The 19,597-nt window shown below is 53.2% G+C and carries 19 protein-coding genes; 3 read left to right on the top strand and 16 right to left on the bottom strand.

Annotated features, from left to right (window positions below; translation table 11 throughout):
* Positions 1-196 precede the first annotated feature (196 nt).
* Positions 197-1,105, top strand: a complete 909-nt coding sequence (locus tag FHT67_RS09860; protein ID WP_167197713.1) for a DnaJ domain-containing protein — start codon at positions 197-199, stop codon at positions 1,103-1,105.
* Between the two features lie 44 nt (positions 1,106-1,149).
* On the opposite strand, the gene FHT67_RS09855 is transcribed toward FHT67_RS09860, so the two are convergent.
* The 11 genes from FHT67_RS09855 to FHT67_RS09805 form a co-directional block, all read right to left on the bottom strand.
* Positions 1,150-1,734: an HAD family hydrolase gene (locus FHT67_RS09855; RefSeq protein WP_167197710.1), complete on the bottom strand. Its 585-nt coding sequence runs from the start codon at positions 1,732-1,734 to the stop codon at positions 1,150-1,152.
* A 332-nt stretch (positions 1,735-2,066) separates the two neighbouring features.
* Positions 2,067-2,807, bottom strand: a complete 741-nt coding sequence (locus FHT67_RS09850; RefSeq protein ID WP_167197707.1) for a LutC/YkgG family protein — start codon at positions 2,805-2,807, stop codon at positions 2,067-2,069.
* Complete coding sequence (locus FHT67_RS09845) at positions 2,800-4,314, bottom strand: LutB/LldF family L-lactate oxidation iron-sulfur protein (protein WP_167197704.1); 1,515 nt, start codon at positions 4,312-4,314, stop codon at positions 2,800-2,802. Before FHT67_RS09845 ends, FHT67_RS09850 begins: the two co-directional genes overlap by 8 nt.
* On the bottom strand, positions 4,311-5,039 hold the full coding sequence (locus FHT67_RS09840) for a heterodisulfide reductase-related iron-sulfur binding cluster (RefSeq protein WP_167197701.1): 729 nt from the start codon (positions 5,037-5,039) through the stop codon (positions 4,311-4,313). Before FHT67_RS09840 ends, FHT67_RS09845 begins: the two co-directional genes overlap by 4 nt.
* A gap of 28 nt (positions 5,040-5,067) precedes the next feature.
* Complete coding sequence (locus FHT67_RS09835; protein ID WP_132306081.1) at positions 5,068-5,826, bottom strand: DeoR/GlpR family DNA-binding transcription regulator; 759 nt, start codon at positions 5,824-5,826, stop codon at positions 5,068-5,070.
* A 299-nt stretch (positions 5,827-6,125) separates the two neighbouring features.
* Positions 6,126-6,338 carry a DNA-directed RNA polymerase subunit omega gene (gene rpoZ, locus FHT67_RS09830; RefSeq protein ID WP_132306083.1) on the bottom strand — a complete coding sequence of 71 codons (213 nt, stop codon included), beginning with the start codon at positions 6,336-6,338 and terminating at the stop codon, positions 6,126-6,128.
* Between the two features lie 17 nt (positions 6,339-6,355).
* Positions 6,356-6,973: a guanylate kinase gene (gmk, locus tag FHT67_RS09825; protein ID WP_132306085.1), complete on the bottom strand. Its 618-nt coding sequence runs from the start codon at positions 6,971-6,973 to the stop codon at positions 6,356-6,358.
* A 13-nt stretch (positions 6,974-6,986) separates the two neighbouring features.
* The gene (remA, locus tag FHT67_RS09820) at positions 6,987-7,247 is read right to left on the bottom strand and encodes an extracellular matrix/biofilm regulator RemA (RefSeq protein ID WP_005548256.1); all 261 of its coding nucleotides are present in this window, start codon (positions 7,245-7,247) and stop codon (positions 6,987-6,989) included.
* Between the two features lie 313 nt (positions 7,248-7,560).
* Positions 7,561-9,459 (bottom strand): bifunctional homocysteine S-methyltransferase/methylenetetrahydrofolate reductase, encoded by a 1,899-nt coding sequence (locus FHT67_RS09815; RefSeq protein WP_167197698.1) that lies wholly within the window; start codon positions 9,457-9,459, stop codon positions 7,561-7,563.
* Between the two features lie 12 nt (positions 9,460-9,471).
* Positions 9,472-10,308 (bottom strand): diaminopimelate epimerase, encoded by an 837-nt coding sequence (gene dapF, locus FHT67_RS09810; RefSeq protein ID WP_167197696.1) that lies wholly within the window; start codon positions 10,306-10,308, stop codon positions 9,472-9,474.
* Positions 10,309-10,420: 112 nt separating this feature from the next.
* Positions 10,421-13,195 carry a calcium-translocating P-type ATPase, SERCA-type gene (locus FHT67_RS09805; protein WP_167197693.1) on the bottom strand — a complete coding sequence of 925 codons (2,775 nt, stop codon included), beginning with the start codon at positions 13,193-13,195 and terminating at the stop codon, positions 10,421-10,423.
* 158 nt (positions 13,196-13,353) lie between these two features.
* On the opposite strand from FHT67_RS09805, the gene FHT67_RS09800 reads away from it, so the two are divergent.
* Both FHT67_RS09800 and FHT67_RS09795 read left to right on the top strand, forming a co-directional pair.
* A complete protein-coding gene (locus FHT67_RS09800; protein WP_167197691.1) occupies positions 13,354-15,093 on the top strand; it encodes an Rqc2 family fibronectin-binding protein in 1,740 nt (579 codons plus the stop codon).
* 465 nt (positions 15,094-15,558) lie between these two features.
* Complete coding sequence (locus FHT67_RS09795; protein WP_132306095.1) at positions 15,559-16,143, top strand: C40 family peptidase; 585 nt, start codon at positions 15,559-15,561, stop codon at positions 16,141-16,143.
* 77 nt (positions 16,144-16,220) lie between these two features.
* Here FHT67_RS09795 and FHT67_RS09790 read toward each other — a convergent pair whose 3' ends face one another.
* The 5 genes from FHT67_RS09790 to FHT67_RS09770 form a co-directional block, all read right to left on the bottom strand.
* Complete coding sequence (locus FHT67_RS09790) at positions 16,221-17,081, bottom strand: PHP domain-containing protein (RefSeq protein WP_167197688.1); 861 nt, start codon at positions 17,079-17,081, stop codon at positions 16,221-16,223.
* Positions 17,072-17,983 carry a selenium metabolism-associated LysR family transcriptional regulator gene (locus FHT67_RS09785; RefSeq protein ID WP_132306099.1) on the bottom strand — a complete coding sequence of 304 codons (912 nt, stop codon included), beginning with the start codon at positions 17,981-17,983 and terminating at the stop codon, positions 17,072-17,074. Before FHT67_RS09785 ends, FHT67_RS09790 begins: the two co-directional genes overlap by 10 nt.
* Before the next feature lie 99 nt (positions 17,984-18,082).
* On the bottom strand, positions 18,083-18,520 hold the full coding sequence (locus FHT67_RS09780) for a hypothetical protein (protein WP_132306101.1): 438 nt from the start codon (positions 18,518-18,520) through the stop codon (positions 18,083-18,085).
* A 262-nt stretch (positions 18,521-18,782) separates the two neighbouring features.
* On the bottom strand, positions 18,783-19,046 hold the full coding sequence (locus FHT67_RS09775) for a YlbG family protein (protein ID WP_041614405.1): 264 nt from the start codon (positions 19,044-19,046) through the stop codon (positions 18,783-18,785).
* Positions 19,047-19,083: 37 nt separating this feature from the next.
* Entirely contained in the window at positions 19,084-19,560 is a 477-nt protein-coding gene (locus FHT67_RS09770; RefSeq protein WP_132306103.1) for a YlbF/YmcA family competence regulator, read from the bottom strand.
* Between the last annotated feature and the right edge of the window lie 37 nt (positions 19,561-19,597).

Raw genomic sequence — 19,597 nt, 5'->3', positions numbered from 1 at the left:
CCCGATTTATGCTGTTAATCTATGTATTGACCGTTTAGGCAAGACCCATTCGCGCTTTTTCCTATCATACCATAGGTCATCCCAATTTGTAGCCTGGGCCGTTCCCAGATGGAGGAATGGAAATCTTCTATTCAAATCCGTATACTAGAGAGTAGCTATTATTTTTTCTAATCCTAACAGAGGTGAGAGCAACTCCATGGACGAACTGAAACGAGCTTACGAAACGATGGGTCTTCCTGAAAACGCTTCGAAAGAAGAGGTCGATAAGCGTTACACCACCTTGATGCGGCAAGCTCGGGCAAGACAAAGAGAAAATCCCGGCGGAACCGATCAGGCTGACTTTGAGGAAGTAACGCGCGCCTACCGGTATATTCTCGACGAGGACAACCGGAAAGCCAGCGAAGCATTCAATCAGCAGGAATACGGCAAGTACAAGAAAATGGCCGGCTCCGCGGAGAAAGTAGACCATTTCTGGCGCTACTACAAATTCCACGTGCTTGGCGGCATCATTGCCCTCATTCTTGTTATCGTTGGCATTAACAGCTACCTGGACCACCGGGCGGAGCAGGAACGTCTCGCAAAGCTTCCGCCGGTAGACCTGTCCATCATGTTCCTTGGCGAGTATTACATGAGCGACAGCACGGGCAAGCAAACCGAAGAAGCCGATATCGAAGAAGCGCTCCTGAAGCAGTTCCCAGAGTTCAAGCGCTTTAAAGTCAACTTTACGTACGTACCGCTGGATGCGAAGGATCAAATGGACATTGCCTCCCAGCAAAAAGCCATGGTCGTGCTTGCGACGGAACGCCCGGACATCTATATCACGGATACGGCAGCGTTTAACTGGGTAGGCCCGCAAGGCGCGTTCATGAACCTGGACTCGCAGGCGGATATCACCAAGCTGCTTAAGCCGGAGGACGGCTACAAGCAAAAAACGGAAGAGGATCCGGCCGAGCATACGTATGGCGTGAAAATCTCCGATAGCCCGATCATTAAAAATATTCCGATGCAGGCTAAAGACAACTATATCGCCAGCGTGCGCGAAGGCTCCAAAAACACCGAAAAAGCGGTTCAGTTCATCGAGAAATTCCTTGAGACCAAGCAATAGGATGAAGCAAAAGCAGCAGGTTCCCGGAGGGGAGCCTGCTGCTTTTATATGGCAAGAAACCGGTCGACCCGATTTACCCAGTCACCCTGCTCATCGGCGAGAAGAGTTGTCCAGCCTCGCAGCTCGGGTTCCTTGAAGTTTTTCGCCTGATCGTCGACAAACAGAATGGACGCCTTTGATTCGAAATGCTGCTCAACCCGTTCGTATATGGGTGCATCCGGCTTGCAGCAGCCGGCTGTGCTGGAGATCGTCACGCTGCGCAAATATGGACGCAGAGGGGAAACAATCGGCTCCAGCCATTCCGAGCGGTGGTTGCTGAGCAGATGGATATTGGCATGCCGGCTCCAGCCCGGTATCCGTTCCGCCGCGGGCAGCGGCGTAATCCGGGTCAGCAGCTTGATTCGAGCCTCATCCCTGTCGATTGCCGGGAACCGACTGCAAAGCTCGTCCCAGAATTTCACTTCGGTTATAGAGCCGCTCCATAAACTTACTCGGATCTCTCGTTTGAATCGGGCCAGTCTATCATAAGTCAGCTCGTACCGCATTCCAAGCTCCTGCCAAAAACGCGGCGAGAAATTCGCCGCAATCACGCCTGCCGCGTCTAGAACCAACTCCGGTTTTGCCTTCACGGGCAACGCCACCTCCTCACGGATAATCTCATTACTCCCTTTTATTAATTAAATCCATTCGAGTCATTTCCTGCTTGCTCTACAGCAATGCTTGACACGTTTACGATGCGAGGCGCCGTTAAATGTTCGGTGCATCAGTATTTTCGGCGAAATAGCCCCCCCGTTTGGTCTGTCTTAACGATACCCGCATCGTTAAGCGATGTAAAAATCGCCGGAATCCGCGAAATGACAGATTTGGCATCCCTTAAAGAGGTGCCTGCTGATGCCAAAAAAGCCCGCAAGCTCTAATCCGGCGCCGGAAGCGCCAGCCCAAGCATACGGGCATGCACAAATTAACCAACTAGCAAAGCGTAGACGACGCCGGGTCCGTGAACGCCGATTGTCAGGTCATTCTCGATATCTGCCGAACGGCTTGGACCGGAAATAAAGTGAATCCCGGCCGGCAGCTGCTCGCGTCCCGCTTCATCGAAATTGATCAAGATCTCGCCCAGTCGCGTCTTCAAACGATCAAGCGGGATCAGAACAAACAATACGGTCGGCAACAAGCTTACCGAGCGGCCTTTATCCTTCGAGGATAAGACGGCAACGGAGCCCGTATAAGCAGCCGCGTAATCAGCCGTTACTATACCGAAGTCCGATTCCGCCGCGCGCGCTCTCCAGTTCTCATCCGCATCGTCGTTCCATACCCGGACTACCGCACCCGACGCGGCAAGCGTCTCTTCGAGACCAAGCTCATTCAGCTCCGGCTCATTTTGCCGGATGACGTATTTGGCGCTTAGCGCTTCCGCTTTCTCCGCGATAAACCGTTTAGCCGCTTCCATGTCGGCAAGCCGCTCCACATGCCCGCCGGCTGCCTTGAAGTTCGCCTCGAATCGGTCCATTCGCTCCTCAAGCGGCCATTCGAAGGCTTGCCAGAAATCCGGCGCGCCCCGGAACGGATGCTCGGGCGCCGAGGTCATCCGGGAACGTTTCAGCTTCTGGGCGATCCCGTTCATGAACGCCTCCTGCTTCCGCTTGGACTCTTCCTCTAACTGCTTCAGCCATTCCTCATGGGAATCCACCTGCTTAGCCATGACCGTTGCCTCCCTTGCCGTCTCTGCCTTGCACAATGGCTTCCATCCGGCTGCGCACGTCGGGATCAAGCTCCTTCAGCCCATGGCGCAGTTCCTGCTCAAGCGTCCCCCATTGCTCGCGGAACGACTTCTTCGGCAGGCTTGGCGTTACCCGGTACGTATTCCAGCCCTTAAGCGGTCCAAGCTTGAGACGAATGCCGCCATCCCGCACAACCAGCTTCTGCCCGAGCTTCCCAAGCTTCACAAGGCCGGCATAACGCTTCGAGTTGCCCATGACGGCAGCAAAGCCCTTCATCCCGATCGACTCAGCCGCATTGCCATGCCCTTGCTCCTGCTTGCGCCGGCGCAAATAAATGAGCATGTCGTGAAGCGGAATTTTGACCGGACAAGCCTCGTAGCAGGCTCCGCACAAGCTTGAAGCGTTGGCGATATCATCCCACTCCGCTACGTTTTTCTGCAGGGCAGGGGTCAACACGGCCCCGATAGGACCGCTGTACGTTCCGCCGTATGCATGCCCGCCGATGTGACGGTATACCGGACAAGCGTTTAGACAAGCGCCGCAGCGAATACAGTTCAAGAGCTCCTGGAACTCCGGATCGCCCAGCTGCAGGGAACGTCCGTTATCGACGATAATAATATGCATCTCATCCGGTCCGTCCGCGTCAACCTCGCGTCTTGGTCCGGTAATGCCGGACATGTATACCGTCAGCTTCTGCCCTGTCGCCGAACGCGGCAGCAGCGTAGCCATAACCTCCAGGTCCGCCCAGGACGGAATAATCCGCTCCATACCCATCAGCGTAATCTGCGTCTTCGGAACGGTCGTAACCATCCGGGCATTGCCTTCGTTCTCGAAAAGCACCATCGAGCCGGTCTCGGCAATCGCGAAGTTGCAGCCGGTCATCCCGATATCCGCCTCCAGGAACTTCTCCCGAAGCTTCTTGCGCACAAAGCCTGCAAGAATGGACGTATCCGGAGCAAGCGTCTCGCCCGCTTCCTGGGACAGAAGATCAGCCACCTGATAACGGTTTTTGTGAATAGCCGGGATAATAATATGGGAAGGCGTCTCGCCGGCCAGCTGAATGATATACTCGCCAAGATCCGTTTCGATGGCCTCAACGCCAATGGACTCAAGCTCGTGATTCAAATGCAGCTCTTCCGTAACCATCGACTTCGACTTTACAACCGACTTCGCCTGCTTCCGCTGCGCAATCTCAAGAGACAGCTTGACCGCTTCGGCAGACGTCTCGGCAAAATGCACATGCACGCCGTTAGCGCGCGCCTGATTCGCAAACATATTTAAGTAGTAATCCAAATGAGCGATCGTATGAAGCCGGATTTGCCGTCCGCGCTCCCGCCAGTCATCCCAATTGCCATGCTCGGCGGAAGCCTGCTTTTTGCCGTTCCGAAGACGTTCCGTCGTGAACTTGACGGCTTTGCGCAGAAACTCGTCATTTAGCGCCAGTTCCGCTCGTTCTTTCACCGTTGATGCCGTTCCGGCCGTATTCATCCCTGCTTCACCCCTTCATACAAGAGCTCTGCCAAATGCATCACCTTTACCGGCTGATTGCGGTACCGCAGGTTGCCGGCAATATTCATCAGACATGCCAAGTCCAGCCCAACCAGCACCTCGGCTTCCGTCTCCAGCACATGGTCCACCTTCTCGGTAACCATCGCGCCGGAAATATCGGCCATCTTCACCGCAAACGTGCCGCCAAAGCCGCAGCAATCCTCCGCGAAAGGAAGCGGAACAAGCTCCAGCCCCTGCACATGCCGCATAAGCTCCATCGGTTCCTCCTTAATGCCCAGCAGCCTGCTGCCGTGACAAGAAGGATGGTAAGTCACTTTGTGCGGAAAAACCGCGCCAACGTCTTTAACGCCAAGCACTTGAACAAGAAATTGCGTAAATTCGTAGGATTTCCGTTGAAGCTTCAATGCCCGCTCATGCATAACCGGATCCGCTTCAAACAGCTTGGGATAATGATGAATCATGCCCGTACAGGAGCCGGAAGGCGAAATAACGAAGTCCGAATCCTCAAAGGCATCCAGAATCGTCTTCGCGCTCTCACGCGCTTCCTTCCAATAACCGCTGTTGAAGGCGGGTTGGCCGCAGCAGGTTTGCACGGTTGGAAAATGAAGCTGAACCCCGTACTTGGCCAGCAGTCTGACCATTGCCTCTCCCACTCGGGGATATATCGTGTCGCTAAGACAGGTGATAAATAATGAAACCTTCACCTCGTCACCTCACAAACGTATCGATTCGTTAAACCATCGTAACTGGTATTGAACGCTCGGATAGCCCCGCTGCAGCCTCCTGGGAAAGCCGGCGGTCCGTGATAATGGCGTTAACCTCCGCCAGATCGCCTACGTGGGTAAACGCCTGAACGCCAAACTTGCTGGAATCCGCAAGCAGGATGACTTGTTCCGCGATACCGAGCATCTTATGTTTAATGCGCGCCTGGAGCTCATTCGATTCGCTGATGCCGCGCTCCAGATGCACGCCCTTGCAGGATAAAAACAGCTTGTTTACATGATAGGTTTCAAGCGACCGTTCGGCGAGCGGCCCTACATAGGATAAAGAGCGCGAGGCTAGTATACCGCCGGTCGAGATCACTTCGATCTTCTCCTTGTTGCTTAGGGCGACGGCAACTTTAATCGAATTGGTCAAAACCGTGAGCGGAATATCCGGCAGGATCGATGCCATATACCATGCCGTGGAACTGGCGTCCAGCAAAATCCGGTCATTGGGCTTAATCAGCTTGACCGCTTCTTCCGCAATACGTCGTTTCTCGTCTGCATGCATAATTTCCCGTTCCGCGACCGGAGTCTCCGGCTGCGTATCCTTGACGCTGACCGCGCCGCCATGCGAGCGGCGAAGCCGTCCCGCCTGCTCCAGTCGGTCAAGATCCCGGCGGATCGTCTCCTCCGTGACCTGACAAAGCTCGCTCAGCTCCGATACCCGGATGCTGCCCCGCTCATTTACCAATCGAACTATCGTTTCGTACCGTTCCGCAACCAGCATAGCCTACCTCTTTCTCTATCTTCTCATTTTTCGATTCCTATCGATATTTTAAGGCCAAGCTATCTATTATACAACGAAGGATCAGAACCAGAGGGACAATGCGCAGGGTTAACAGGAATCCCATAACTTACGAGCCATTTTGTTTCCCCTCCGACTAGATTTGTTTTTGTTTGTTTCTATGTTAACATGTTTGTTTATTTTTGAAAACTGTTATTTCAAACAAAAACGGACATGACCGGAAACGAATAAAAACAAAAAAAGGATGGAGCTGGTTAGCTCCATCCTTTCTTCAGTCAAGCTTATTGTTGTTGTTTGTCCGCTGTTTGTTCAACTTGCACGATGTCATGGAAGATTTCCTCCAGGGCAACACCGACAAATTTACGGGATCTCGGGTTGCGAAGCTCGGATTTTTCACCGTTACGCAACATGCGCGCGCGTCTCGAAGCCGCAACTACAAGCGAATATTTGCTGTCTACTTTTTTCACCATTTCATCAATCGATGGATACAACATTGTTCTTCACCTCTCGCTCAGACTTTCTCGGTAGCAGCCGGCAGCTCTGCCAAATGGGAATAATACCGGTCTCTGCGGCAATGCTCAGCCACGATAATGCTTTGAATACGATGGCATGCGGCGTCAATCTCGTCGTTAACGACTGCATAATCATAATGACGGATTAAGCTCATTTCTTCAACCGCTACCGTCATCCGGTTATTGATCGTATCCTGGGTTTCCGTTCCCCTGCCCGTAATGCGGGACTTCAACTCATCCAGCGATGGAGGAAGCAGGAAAACAAACACGCCTTCCGGGAACTTCTCTTTCACCTTCAACGCGCCTTGCACTTCAATCTCGAGAATAACGTCCTTGCCGCTGGCAAGCGTACTCTCAACGAAATCGCGCGGAGTACCGTAGCAATTGCCCACATACTCGGCATGCTCAAGGAGCGCGTCTTTGGCGATCATCTCCTGGAACTGCTCTCTCGTCTTGAAGAAATAATTAATGCCATCGATTTCGCCTTGTCTTGGCTTCCGCGTCGTTGCCGAAACGGAATAGACAAGCTCAGGCACCTTTTGGCGCAGGACGGAACACACGGTTCCTTTACCTACGCCTGAAGGTCCGGACAATACAATCAACAATCCCTTATCCATATGACTCCCCGTGTTATTCGTCGTTATCGTCATCCTTGGTCGACAAGCGGTGCGCAACCGTCTCGGGCTGCACGGCCGATAAAATGACATGATCGCTGTCCGTAATGATAACGGCGCGCGTGCGTCGTCCGTAAGTCGCGTCAATCAGCATATGCCTGTCGCGCGCTTCTTGAATGATCCTTTTAATTGGTGCCGACTCCGGACTAACAATTGAAATAATGCGATTGGCCGAAACAATATTGCCGAAGCCGATATTAATAAGTTTAATAGCCAAGTCAGGTTCCCCCTCCGGTCTTCCTAGTGCAACTCCCGAATAATCATATATTTGTATAAAAGTATTGGACCCTGATGGATTGCTCCACCCTGCCAAATAACGACAGAACCATTGCACTATTGTTGACGAAAAAAGTCCGGAGCATACGTTCCGCGCCGCGCCTACACGCCTGTTCCCGCTATTCCGGAGACACTGCCTGTCCCGGGAAAGATGCAGCCGGTCAAACAGGCAGCCCGATCCATTGTTATATAGTTTAATGGATTTTGAAGAAACGAACAAGAGAAAACAAGAGAAATTGCGAAAACAGACTATTTTAGCGTCTTTGCACGCCTGTTTTCGCCCATACGTACTCGGTCAGCTCTACCGCCATTTCGTAGAACATAAACGGCGTCATGAAGTAGATGCCCTTGAAATGACCGACGGCAATGTCGAGCAGCTCCCGGGAGATTCGAACGCCTTCCGCGCGTCCCGCCGCGCCTTCAAGTCCCGCCATCCGCTTCCGTACTTCATCGGGTAATTGGATGCCGGGGACCTCGTTATGCAGATATTCGGCATTGCGCCCGCTTGCAAGCGGCATAATGCCAATGAACACCGGAACGGGCAGATGCTTTGTCGCTTCCGCGATTTTCTCCATGAGAGCCGGATCGTATACCGGCTGGGTCATAATATAATCCGCGCCGGAAGCGATCTTTTTCTCCAGCCGCTGGACCGCCTTGTCCAAATGCTTGACGTTTGGGTTAAACGCCGCGCCTACGACGAATTTGGCTTTCTGCTTAAGCGGCTTGCCCGAGAAAGCGATGCCGTCGTTAAGCTGCTTTGTCATCCGGATCATCTCGAAGGAAGTAAGGTCGTATACCGAGCTGGAATCCGGCAAATCGCCGAAGCGCGCCGGATCTCCGGTTACCGCCAGCACATGGTCGATTCCGAGTGCGTCCAGCCCCATCAGATGCGACTGCGTTCCAATCAGGTTGCGGTCCCGGCAAGCAATATGAACGAGCGGGCGCAAACCGATTCGGTCCTTCACCAGCGCGGCAAGCGCCAGATTGCTCATGCGGGTCACCGCCAGCGAGTTGTCCGCCATCGTAACGGCATCCGCTCCGCAGGCTTTAATGGCAGCCGCGCCGGCCATAAATTTCGCAATATCGAGATCGCGCGGCGGATCCAGCTCGACAATGACCGTATGCCTTACTTTTACGGTGTCGACCAGCGATGGTTCCGAAACGATTGGCGTGTCCGCCCGCTCCCCGGAAGCATTCTTCACCACCTCGGCCGCTCCCGCCTCTATGACGATAACCTCCGCCTCCGGGGGGGCGGCAATCGCAACGGCTGCCGCGCCGCCTATCGGGGCATAATCCTCCAAAGCCTTCGCCATGGCCGCGATATGCTCCGGCGTTGTTCCGCAGCATCCGCCGATGATCCGAGCGCCGCGATCCGCGAATTGCAAAGCGGTCTCGGCAAAATAATCTGGCCCGGCCGAATACTTGTATTTGCCGTCAACATAATCCGGGATACCCGCGTTCGGAAAGATCGAAAGCGGCAGCTCTACCGGTCCGCCAATCGACTCAACCGCCCGCATGATTCCGTTTGGACCGCTCCGGCAATTGAAACCGACGACATCCGCTCCTTCATCCTTCAATAAAGCGAAGGCATTAAGCAAGCCCGTGCCGTCCTGCGTGCGTCCGACATCCTCCACCGCAAACTGGCAAAGCACAGGCAGCTGGGTCCTCTTGCGGGCAAGTCCCAGTGCCAGGCGCATTTCGTCAAAATCATAAAACGTTTCAAACAGAATTCCGTCCACGCCTTCGACAAGCAAAGCATCCAGCTGCCGCTCAAGCGCATCGCTGACTTCCGATGTCCGCACATCCTTCAGCTTGCCGGCGCGGATCGAGCCAATAGCGCCAACCACGTAGGCATCCTCGCCAGCGGCCGCTTTCGCAATACGCACCCCGGCACGGTTAATCGCTTCCATATCCGGCTCCAGACCGTATTTGGACAACTTAACCGAATTGGCCGAGAACGTATTGGTCTCGATGACGCGCGCGCCTGCTTCGTAGTACCGGCGATGCACGCCTTCAATGACATCCGGGCGGGTCATATTCAATTCTTCGTAAGAAACGCCGACAGGGAACCCCATCTGATACAGATAGGTTCCCATTGCGCCGTCCCCGGTCAAGATACGCTGCTTAAGCTTCGTTCTTAAATCGGGCTTCATATTCATTTCTCCCTATTCCCATTCGCCGCGGTATACTTCGGCTGCAGGTCCAGTCATATAAACATGATTATCCGCTTCGTTCCACTCGATCGTCAGGTCGCCGCCTTTAAGCGTTACGACCGCCGTGCGGTCCGTTAAGCCGTTCAGCACGGAGGATACGACCGTTGCGCACGCGCCGGTGCCGCAAGCCAGCGTAGGTCCGGCGCCGCGCTCCCATACGCGCATTTCCGCGTGTTCGCGGGAGGTTACGGTAACGAATTCCACATTGATCCTGCGCGGGAACATCGGATGCGTCTCGAGCTTTGGCCCCCAAGTCGCAAGATCAAAGCTGGCCGCATCGTCCACGTAAATGACGCAATGCGGGTTGCCCATCGATACCGCGGTGAACCGGAATTCCCGGCCGTCCACTTCAATCGGGTGCTCGATAACGCGTTCTTCGTCCACCGTTGTAGGCACCTGCAGGCCGTTCAGAATCGGCTCGCCCATATCCACGCGCACCTGCCGCACTTTGCCGTCCGCCACTTCCAGCTGAACCGTCTGGGCGCCGGCGCCAAGCGTTTCGATCGTTAATTCCTCTTTATCCGTAAGACCGTTATCGTAAATGTATTTCGCCGCGCAGCGAATCGCGTTGCCGCACTGCTCCGCCTCCGAGCCGTCGGAGTTGATGATGCGCATGCGGAAATCCGCCACTTCCGAAGGAAGGATGTACACCAGCCCGTCTGCGCCGATGCCGAAAAACCGGTTGCAGCGGTCTATAGCCAGCTCCGCTGCATTGCCCGGCAGCTGTTGCTCGCCGGCGATTACGATAAAATCATTCCCCAAACCATGCATTTTTGTAAATTTCGTCATGGTGTTCCCCCTTTACTGCAGCCAATGGATAAAATAAGCTAACATTTTTCCTTAGCATACCGCAAAGCAAAGGGAAACGCTATTCATAATTCCGATCATCGTTTGTACTTCGTTACACATTTTTGAACGCCATTTTGGCCGGTTTGTTCTTAGGCTTGCTGGTTCCAAGCACGCTTCCGATGCCCATCAGGAAGGTCGGAATGCCGGCGGCCACGAATACCAGGCACCATTCGCGGAAATTAAGCGGCACCGTCTTGAAGATCGGCTGAAGCATCGGAATGTAGAGCACCCCGATCATCAGAATCAAAGACGATAGAACGGCAAGCACCAGGTAACGGTTCTGAAACAGGTTGCGGTGGAAAATGGATCGCGAGCTGCGGCAGTCGAATACGTGAATGAGCTGAGCCAGGACCAGTGTGGCAAATGCGACCGTCTGCGCCTTGGTAAGCTGCTCGGCGGCCGTACCCGGAGCAAGTTTGAGCGTAATCCAGAAGGCGCCTAGCGTGCATACGCCGATCAATACGCCGCGGCTGATGATTTTCCAGCCAAGCCGTCTTGCAAACACGCTTTCCTTGGCCGAACGCGGCTTCTGCTGCATCAGATCCTTCTCCGCCTGGTCGACTCCGAGCGCCATGGCCGGCAGACCGTCCGTCACCAGGTTCACCCATAAAATCTGAATCGGCACGAGCGGAAGCGGAAGACCCGCCATCATCGCCAGGAACATCGTCAGAATCTCGCCGACGTTGGAGGCCAGCAGGTAACGGATGAATTTGCGGATATTCTCGTAGATGCTCCGGCCTTCTTCGATGGCCGACACGATGGTCGCAAAGTTGTCGTCGCTTAATACAAGCGCGGAAGCTTCCTTGGAGACGTCCGTGCCGGTAATGCCCATTGCGATGCCGATATCGGCGGCTTTGATAGCAGGAGCGTCGTTTACGCCGTCGCCGGTCATGGCAACGACATGCCCTTTTCTTTGCAGGGATTTGACGATCCGGAGCTTATGTTCCGGCGATACGCGGGCATAGACATAGATGTTGTCCACATGCTTGTCGAGCTGATCATCCGTCATATTTTCCAGTTGACTGCCGCTCAGCGCTACTCCGCCGCGAGGCATGATGCCAAGCTGGTGGGCGATCGCTTCGGCGGTCAACTGATGGTCGCCCGTAATCATTACCGTCTTGATGCCTGCTCGGCGGCAGGTCGCAATCGCATCGCGCACCTCGCGGCGCGGCGGGTCGATCATGCCGGTGAGGCCAACAAATACAAGATGGCATTCCACGTCGCTTTCCGTCTCCGCCGCTTCGCCGCTGCGGATATCCCGGTAAGCGAGGCCAAGCACGCGCAGCGCGTTCTGCGCCATCTCTTCGGCGGCATCCGCGCATTTTTTCTTGAGCGTAGCGGTAAACGGCACAACCTTGCCGTCCCATAATACGTAGCTGCAATGATCCATCAGCATGTCGGAGGCGCCTTTCGTATAGACGACCCTGCCGCCCTGATGCGAGACCAGCACGCTCATCCGCTTCCGTTCGGAATCAAACGGGAATTCCTTTTCCCTCTTATATAAGCCCTCCAGCGATTTGGCGGACATCCCGAGCTTCGCTGCGAGAACGGTAAGGGCTCCTTCCGTCGGATCTCCCTTTAGCACCCATTCCTCTTGCGGCTCTTTGCTTTTCCGCTTCTTCGAATCCTGCTGCTCCGCCTGCGTAACGGTTGCGTTATTGCAAAGCGCCGAAATCTGCAGGAGACGCTTGAGGGCAATATCATGCTTTACGTCCACCATGGAGCCATCCTCGAAAACAGCTCCGACCGGCTCATAACCTTCGCCCGTCACCTGAAGATGCCGCCCGCCCAGCCAAACGTTCGTGACGGTCATTTTATTTTGCGTAAGCGTGCCGGTCTTGTCGGAGCAGATCACCGAAGCGCAGCCCAACGTTTCCACGGAAGGCAGCTTGCGGACGATCGCTTTCCGTTTAATCATCCGCTGTACGCCAAGAGCCAGCGCAATCGTAACGATGGCCGGAAGCCCTTCCGGAATAGCGGCAACCGCAAGGCTGACACCGGCCAGAAACATGCCGTAGGCAGGCTGTCCATGCAGAATGCCGGCAACAACAACCATAATCGTAAGTCCGATCGCAACGGCGATTAAGATTTTGCCAAGCTGCTCCAGTCTGTGCTGAAGCGGCGTTTCCATCGATTCGGTCTGCTGAATAAGGCCGGCGATTTTACCCATTTCCGTTTCCATGCCCGTCCGGACAACAACTCCTTTGGCTGTTCCGCGGGTAAGCATGGTCCCCATAAAGCCCAGATTCCGCTGGTCGCCAAGCGGCAGCTCCTCTTCATGAATAGCCGCGGCATGCTTGCCGACCGGTACCGATTCGCCTGTCAGGGCGGATTCCTCGGCATAGCAGCTGTTCGCTTCGATCAGCCGGATATCGGCGGGAATGCGGTCGCCGCTCTCGAGCAGAATAACATCCCCTTTAACCAACTCTTTGGCTGCTATCATCACCTGCTGTCCGCCCCGAATCACTTTTGCCGTAGGCGCGGACAATTCCTTGAGGGCACTAAGCGACTTTTCCGCACGGAATTCCTGAATGAAGCCCAATACCGCATTAATCGCGATAATGGCCACAATCGTCACGGCATCCAAATATTCGCCCAAGAGTCCCGATATGAGAGTAGCGCCCATTAGCACAAGCACCATGAAATCTTTGAATTGATTCAGGAAAAGCATAACCGGGGAAATGCGCTCGCCCTCCGCCAGCTCGTTTCGCCCGTTCTTCGACAGCCTGTCTTCTGCTTCCGATGCAGACAGCCCTTGCGCAAGCGAGCTGCCCAGCTTATTCGCCAGCTCGCCCGCCTCCATTTGGTGCCATTTCAATTGTTCCATTGTACGACTCCCTCCCGTATATGCCGAGCGCTCTCGGACAGCCTCTCAAGCCTAAATGTATTCGGACAAACTGCAAAATATCCCACTTAAAGACTTAAGTTTTTGGTTTAACTATGGCATGATAGAGAAAGACATTGAAAAAGGAGACTTAAACCCTCATGGCCTTAGACGGCATTGTTATTCACGCAGTAGTTGAAGAGCTTCAGCGCTGCATAGGCGCTCGCATTCATAAAATCCACCAGCCGACGGACAATGATCTCGTATTCAGCATCCGCGGCGCCGGGGCGCAGGGCAAGCTGCTCCTGTCCGCCAATCCGACGTACCCGCGCGTTCATTGGACGAATGCTTCATACGTTAATCCGCTGGAAGCACCGATGTTCTGCATGCTGATGCGCAAATATTGCGAAGGCGCAACGATTGAAGCAGTCAAACAAATCGGACGCGAACGGATTATCCATATCGACGTCCGGCACCGCGATGAGCTTGGCGATATCTCGCTCAAGACGATCGTTATTGAAATTATGGGACGCCACAGCAACCTTATTTTGCTGGACCCCGCAACCGGGACGATTCATGACGGCATCCATCACGTCACGCCTGCCATCAGTACATTCCGGATTGTTATGCCGGGCAGCAAATACACCGCCCCGCCCGATCAAGGAAAGACGGATCCTCTTGCCATAGCAAGCGAAAAGGAATTTCTGGCCGTGCTCGGGCAGCATGCGGAGGAAAGCCAAGAGAGCCTGCCGCCTCAGCGGCAGCTTGTTCAGGCCTTTAGCGGACTAAGCCCTCTGCTCGCCAAAGAGATGGTATTCCGCGCGGAGACAGCAAGCAGCAGCCTCTGGGACAGCTTCCAGGCGCTGATGAACGAAGTCCGGGCGCATGCCTACGCGCCAACCATAGCGGTGGATGCGAACGGCAAAGCCTACTTCTCCGTAACTCCACTGACCCACGTGCAAGGTTCTTCCGAGCATTTTGCTTCCATCAGCGAATGCCTGGAGGCCTTCTATGGCGATAAAGCGGAACGGGATACGGTCAAGCAGCGTGCCCTTGATCTCATCCGGTTCGTCCAGAATGAGAAGGTCAAGAACGAGAAGAAGATAGAAAAGCTGAAGGAAACGGTCGAGGAAGCGCAAGACGCCGATAAATACCGCGTCATGGGCGAGCTTCTGACCGCCTACATGCATCAGATCAACCGCGGGGACACATCGGTCGAGCTGATCAACTTCTATGACGAAGAGCAGGCAATGGTTACGATCGAGCTGGACCCTCAGCTTACGCCGTCGGATAATGCGCAGCGCTATTTCCGCAAATATACGAAGCAAAAGAACAGTATCGCTGTCGTTGAAGAGCAAATGGCTATCGCCCAAAGCGAGATCACTTATATGGAAACGCTGCTGCAGCAGCTGGACAATGCATCGCTCGCCGATATCGAGGAGATCAGGGATGAGCTTGTGGAGCAGGGTTATCTTCGCAGCAGGGTAAAGCGCGGTCCAAAGCGGAAAAAACCGGCTCGCCCAACCCTGATTTGCTACACTTCTTCCGAAGGCGTCAGCATCTATGTCGGCAAGAACAATACGCAGAACGAATACTTAACGAACCGGCTTGCTTCTCCTTCGGATGTTTGGCTTCATACGAAGGATATTCCGGGCTCCCATGTCGTCATCCGCGGAGGCGACTTTGGGGATGCCACCTTGGAGGAAGCGGCAATGCTGTCCGGCTATTACAGCCAGGCACGGCAATCCAGCCAAATCCCGGTCGATTACACGTTTATCCGCCATGTCCGCAAGCCAAGCGGGGCTAAACCGGGCTTTGTGATTTACGACCACCAGAAGACCCTGTATATTACTCCTGATGAGCAACGAATCAAAGCGATGCCTTCGCGCAGCGTGAATTAAGAGCGTCTCAAACGGCAAGCAGCCCGTCCTTCAAAGAGGACGGGCTGCTTGTTCGTTCATGGCCTTTCACCTTTATTCTGATACGAAGCTGAAAATTAGAAAACTTTAACTAACGATTCCCCCTCTAAATCCTCGATTTGGAAAAAACTCATCTTCCAACAATTTATAAGCCTTATTTTCCCTTTCTGATTTTAAACATCCAAACTCAATTCGATTACCATTGCATAATTTTCACTTTCAGCCTAATTAATCATTTATTCTCGATTTTATTAACATTTTATTCAATATAGGATTATTAAGGATTAATAAAAGAATATTTATTTTATTGTTTTAAAATAGAATTGGTAACTTTTATTAGCTGACTACACCGATAGAAAGTCATTAGTATAAAAGTGCCAAACAAAACTTGAACTGGCAGCCTACACGCTTTCCTGCACAAAAAAGCCATATAGGAGGAATACATACATGACGAAAAAAACGATTTTCAAAAAAGGGATCATCACTTTGGCAGGCGTTATTGCTTTAACCGGTGCTGTACAAGCCCCTGCACTGGGAGTAACCACCCCTAAGGCGGCAGCGGCAACCGCGACCCAAAGCACGCAGCTCAGCAAACTGATTGCGAAAGGCAAAACCCAGCTTGGCGTTAAATGGCGCAGCGGTGTGCAGAAGGCCGGCTACGGCTTTGACTGCTCCAACTTTACTTCCTGGGTATACAGCAGCACGCTCGGAATCAAGTTTTCCAGCGCTTCCCGCACGCAGCGTTACAGCAGCAGCATCGGCAAGCAAGTGATCGTTGATTCCAAAAATAAATATAAGAATCTGAAGGTCGGAGACCTGCTGTTCTTTAAAAACTCGGCCGACCCCGGTGACGGTTCGTTAAATCGTTCCACAAGCGGAGGCGGCGGTCACGTCGGCATTTACGCCGGCGTCGTCAACGGCAAGCATTACATCCTTCAATGCGGCGGCGGACGCGCGAAAGTAACTTACGAGCCAATGGAAGGCACATGGTTCGCCTCTTCGCTGGTTTACGCGAAAAGAATCGTAAACTAAACTAAACCGACCGGCATATATTAAAAAATAGCGGCGTAAGGGATATCATCTCCCTGCACCGCTATTTTTCGTCAAAGCTATCTGTTCTTTCGAAGCTGTTCCAGTACGGAGACGTCTACGGTTTTGCTGCCGATCTCGCCATGGAACACCTCGCCCTGACGCTCCCCGTGGAAGTCCGAGCCCCCGGTTATAATGAGTCCGTGTTTCCTCGCCAGCCCTGCGTAACGCTGCTCTTCTTCCGTTCCGTGGTCGGAATGGTATACTTCGATCCCTTGAGCGCCCTTCCCGATGAGCTGCTCGACCAGATCGTCCCGGCCATACAAACCCGGATGCGCGATCACGCTTGTCCCGCCCGCTTCCCGAATCCATTCGATCGCCTCAAATGGATGGAGACGCGGAGGATTCACGTATGCGGCGCCGCCTTCCCCCAGATACCGCTCGAATGCTTCCGCCATCGTGGAAACGGCACCTTTCCGGATCAGAAGCTCCGCAATATGCGGACGGCCAATCGTTTTCCCTTTGCCTTTGCCGCCTCCTGCCAAAGCCTGCTCGGCAGCGATATGCTCGACCTCTTGCATCTTAACGGGAATCCCGAGCTGAGTTAGACGTTCGACAATCATCTCGTTGCGCGCGCCGCGTGTCGCCCGAAGCCCGGCAAGCCGCTCCTGCCAGAGCTCATTCTCCCAGTCCGGATAGTAGGCCAGCACGTGAATGTCTCGCCCGTCGGCAACCGTGCTCAGCTCTGCGCCGGGAACGACGGTAATCCCCAGCTTCCGTCCTTCCGCAAGCGCTTCCTCGACTCCTGCCATCGTATCGTGATCGGTGATCGCAACAGCCGCTAGACCTGCCGCCTTCGCGCGGGCAACAACGGCGGCTGGCGGCATCGTGCCGTCCGAGGCGGTCGTGTGATTGTGCAAATCCGCTTTTCCTATAACCATTGCTGCAAATCCTTCTCTCTTAAAAAGGTGAGGAACGTAACCGCCGAGATCGGCAAAAGCGTGGATTTCAAATAAATCGAGTAGAACTGCCGTTTGAACCGGGTATCTTCAATCGGAATCACATGGAGAAGCCCAAGCGCCACCTCATGCTTCACCGAAGATTCGGAGACAAAGGAAACGCCGAGACCGGCTTCTACGGCCGACTTCACCGCCCCTGTACTGCCGAGCTCCATCACAATCTTCAGGTCGGCCGGATCGATTTTTTTCCGTTTTAGCTGCTCCTCCATTACTAATCGCGTACCGGAGCCCTGTTCGCGGACGACAAAAGGATAATCCGCCACTTCATCCAGCAGAACCGTCGGCCGCTTCGACAAAGGATGGTCTTTTGGGACAATCAGCTTGAGCTCGTCGCTCATAACCGCCTCCATCTGCATATCCGGGTGATTAACGGGAGCTTCGATCAACCCAAAGGTCAATTGATGATTTATAATCTCTTCAATGATTTGAGCGGTATTCATCACCTTCATGCTGATCGATATTTCCGGAAACGTCTGCCCGAACGGACCAAGCAGGCGCGGCAAAATGTATTCTCCAATCGTCAAGCTGGCGCCAAGCTGAAGCCGCCCCTTAAGCTGCTTGGTAAACGCCGACATCGCTTGATCGGTATCGCGGATCAGCTCGATGCTTCTCCGGGCGTAAGGCATCAACGCTTTTCCCGCTTCCGTCAAGTCGATCCGTTTGGTAGACCGCTGCAGCAGCTTTGTCCCGAAATAGTCCTCCAGCGACTGCACCTGCATCGTTACGGCCGGCTGAGTCATATGCAGCGACTGGGCGGCCGCCGAGAAGCTGCCCCGTTCCGCTACCGTATAAAAAATATGCAATTGATGAAAATTAAGCGCCATCTGTCCGACCATCCTCTCTTCTTAGCGGTTATTATACTACAAATGCACGCAAAAAAGCGCAGCACCCTTCGAAAGGATGCTGCGCCAGCGTTTCTTCGATTATTTCCTTTTTCGGCTGTTTTTCACCAAGGTCATTCTTCTGGAGTGACGAAGCCATGAATAATATGATTTCAAATCCCGCAATTCGATCGTCTCCGACATGCGTCCCAAAAAGGTTACTACAATCATCTTGTGCAGCGGATTGCCAAGCAGATCAATGTCTGTTTCCGATGGAGCAAATTCAGCAACAAACACCAGATCGTCATCAATCAGGTAAACATCCTCTTCTTTCCGGTAATAAGGCTCAATTCGTCCTTGCTTCAGGCATTCCCATAAGAATTCGGCGATATCCTCGTATCCCGTCCTCTCACTTTCAACCCGATCCACCCAACGGCTCCTGGCATGGTTTGTAATAACGATGTCCGCCACTTTCTTATCGCCCAATTCGATATAAAAAGTCTCATATGTACTCCATCTTCTAGTCGTTTTGTCCTTCATCGTCACCACACCCCCATCTTAGGAACCAGGTCTTTTTTACCACTTTTATGTATAAGGATATTTTAACCATGATTGTCCGAGATTTCAACAATAAAATAAACTCAGCCCATAAATGTAATTATTTGTAAAACTTTATAAAAGAAAGAAGATCGCCGTACAATGGTCTCTCTGTGTACCAGCGATCTTCCCGCAATTTTATTTAATTATTATTAACTTCCTTGCTTGAATTTCATAAATGTTCATAGCTTATGAAATTCTAGTTCTACATGCTGTAGAATCTGGTCTTATCCTCGGCATCTTTCGTATATTCCGTCTTTAATTCGTTGCGGTAAGATCGTTCAACCTTGCGCACGAACGGCAGTCGGCTTATTGTCTTTACCGCTTCCTCCGCGCGCTCTGCGTTCATATAGATCACGACATAATGCATCTTGCGCGACATATAATGAACGGTTCCGTACTTTTCCAGCGTTCTGGCCGCTTTCAGATCGCTCACCCATATGATATAACCTGTCCGTTCCGGTAACAACATCTATTCCCTCCGTCGAGTCGAATCAAGCAAAGGTTTATCCGCAGCCGCCGCTTCCGCAGCTGCAGGATCCGCCGCCTCCGCAGCCGCCCGTTTTCCCTTCATTGCCCGGCACCTTAATGGTATCGGATACCGATTCCGCAATCATGCGGGATACGTCATACAGCATCGTATCTACGAGCTGCTCCGCCGTCTTGAACCGTTTGACCGCTTCTATCTGGTCCAGCTCTTTCTCGATTTGCTTCACTTTATCCTTAGCTGCATGGTAATCCGGATGGAATCTGCCGAATCGCTCGCATTCCGAGAACAGCTCTTTCGCTTTGGCGAATTGCTTGGACAGCAGCTTTACCTGCTCGTCCTTTTGCACAGCTTCTTTCCAATATAGATAATCGGCAACTTCCGCCGATTGGTTAATAAAATCACCCAGCTCGTAGGCGCACATCAACAGCGATGCCATATCCAGCGAAGAAACGCCGCTTGCACCATCATAGGGCAGAACTGTGGTCGTTGGCATTTGTTCACCCTCTTTTCTTTTACCTTGCTTAGAATCT

The sequence above is a fragment of the Paenibacillus sp. BK720 genome (genome assembly GCF_011761545.1).
GTDB lineage: Bacteria > Bacillota > Bacilli > Paenibacillales > Paenibacillaceae > Pristimantibacillus.
Note: the sequence above shows the minus strand (reverse complement) of the source record. Positions and strands in the feature narration are given on the sequence as shown.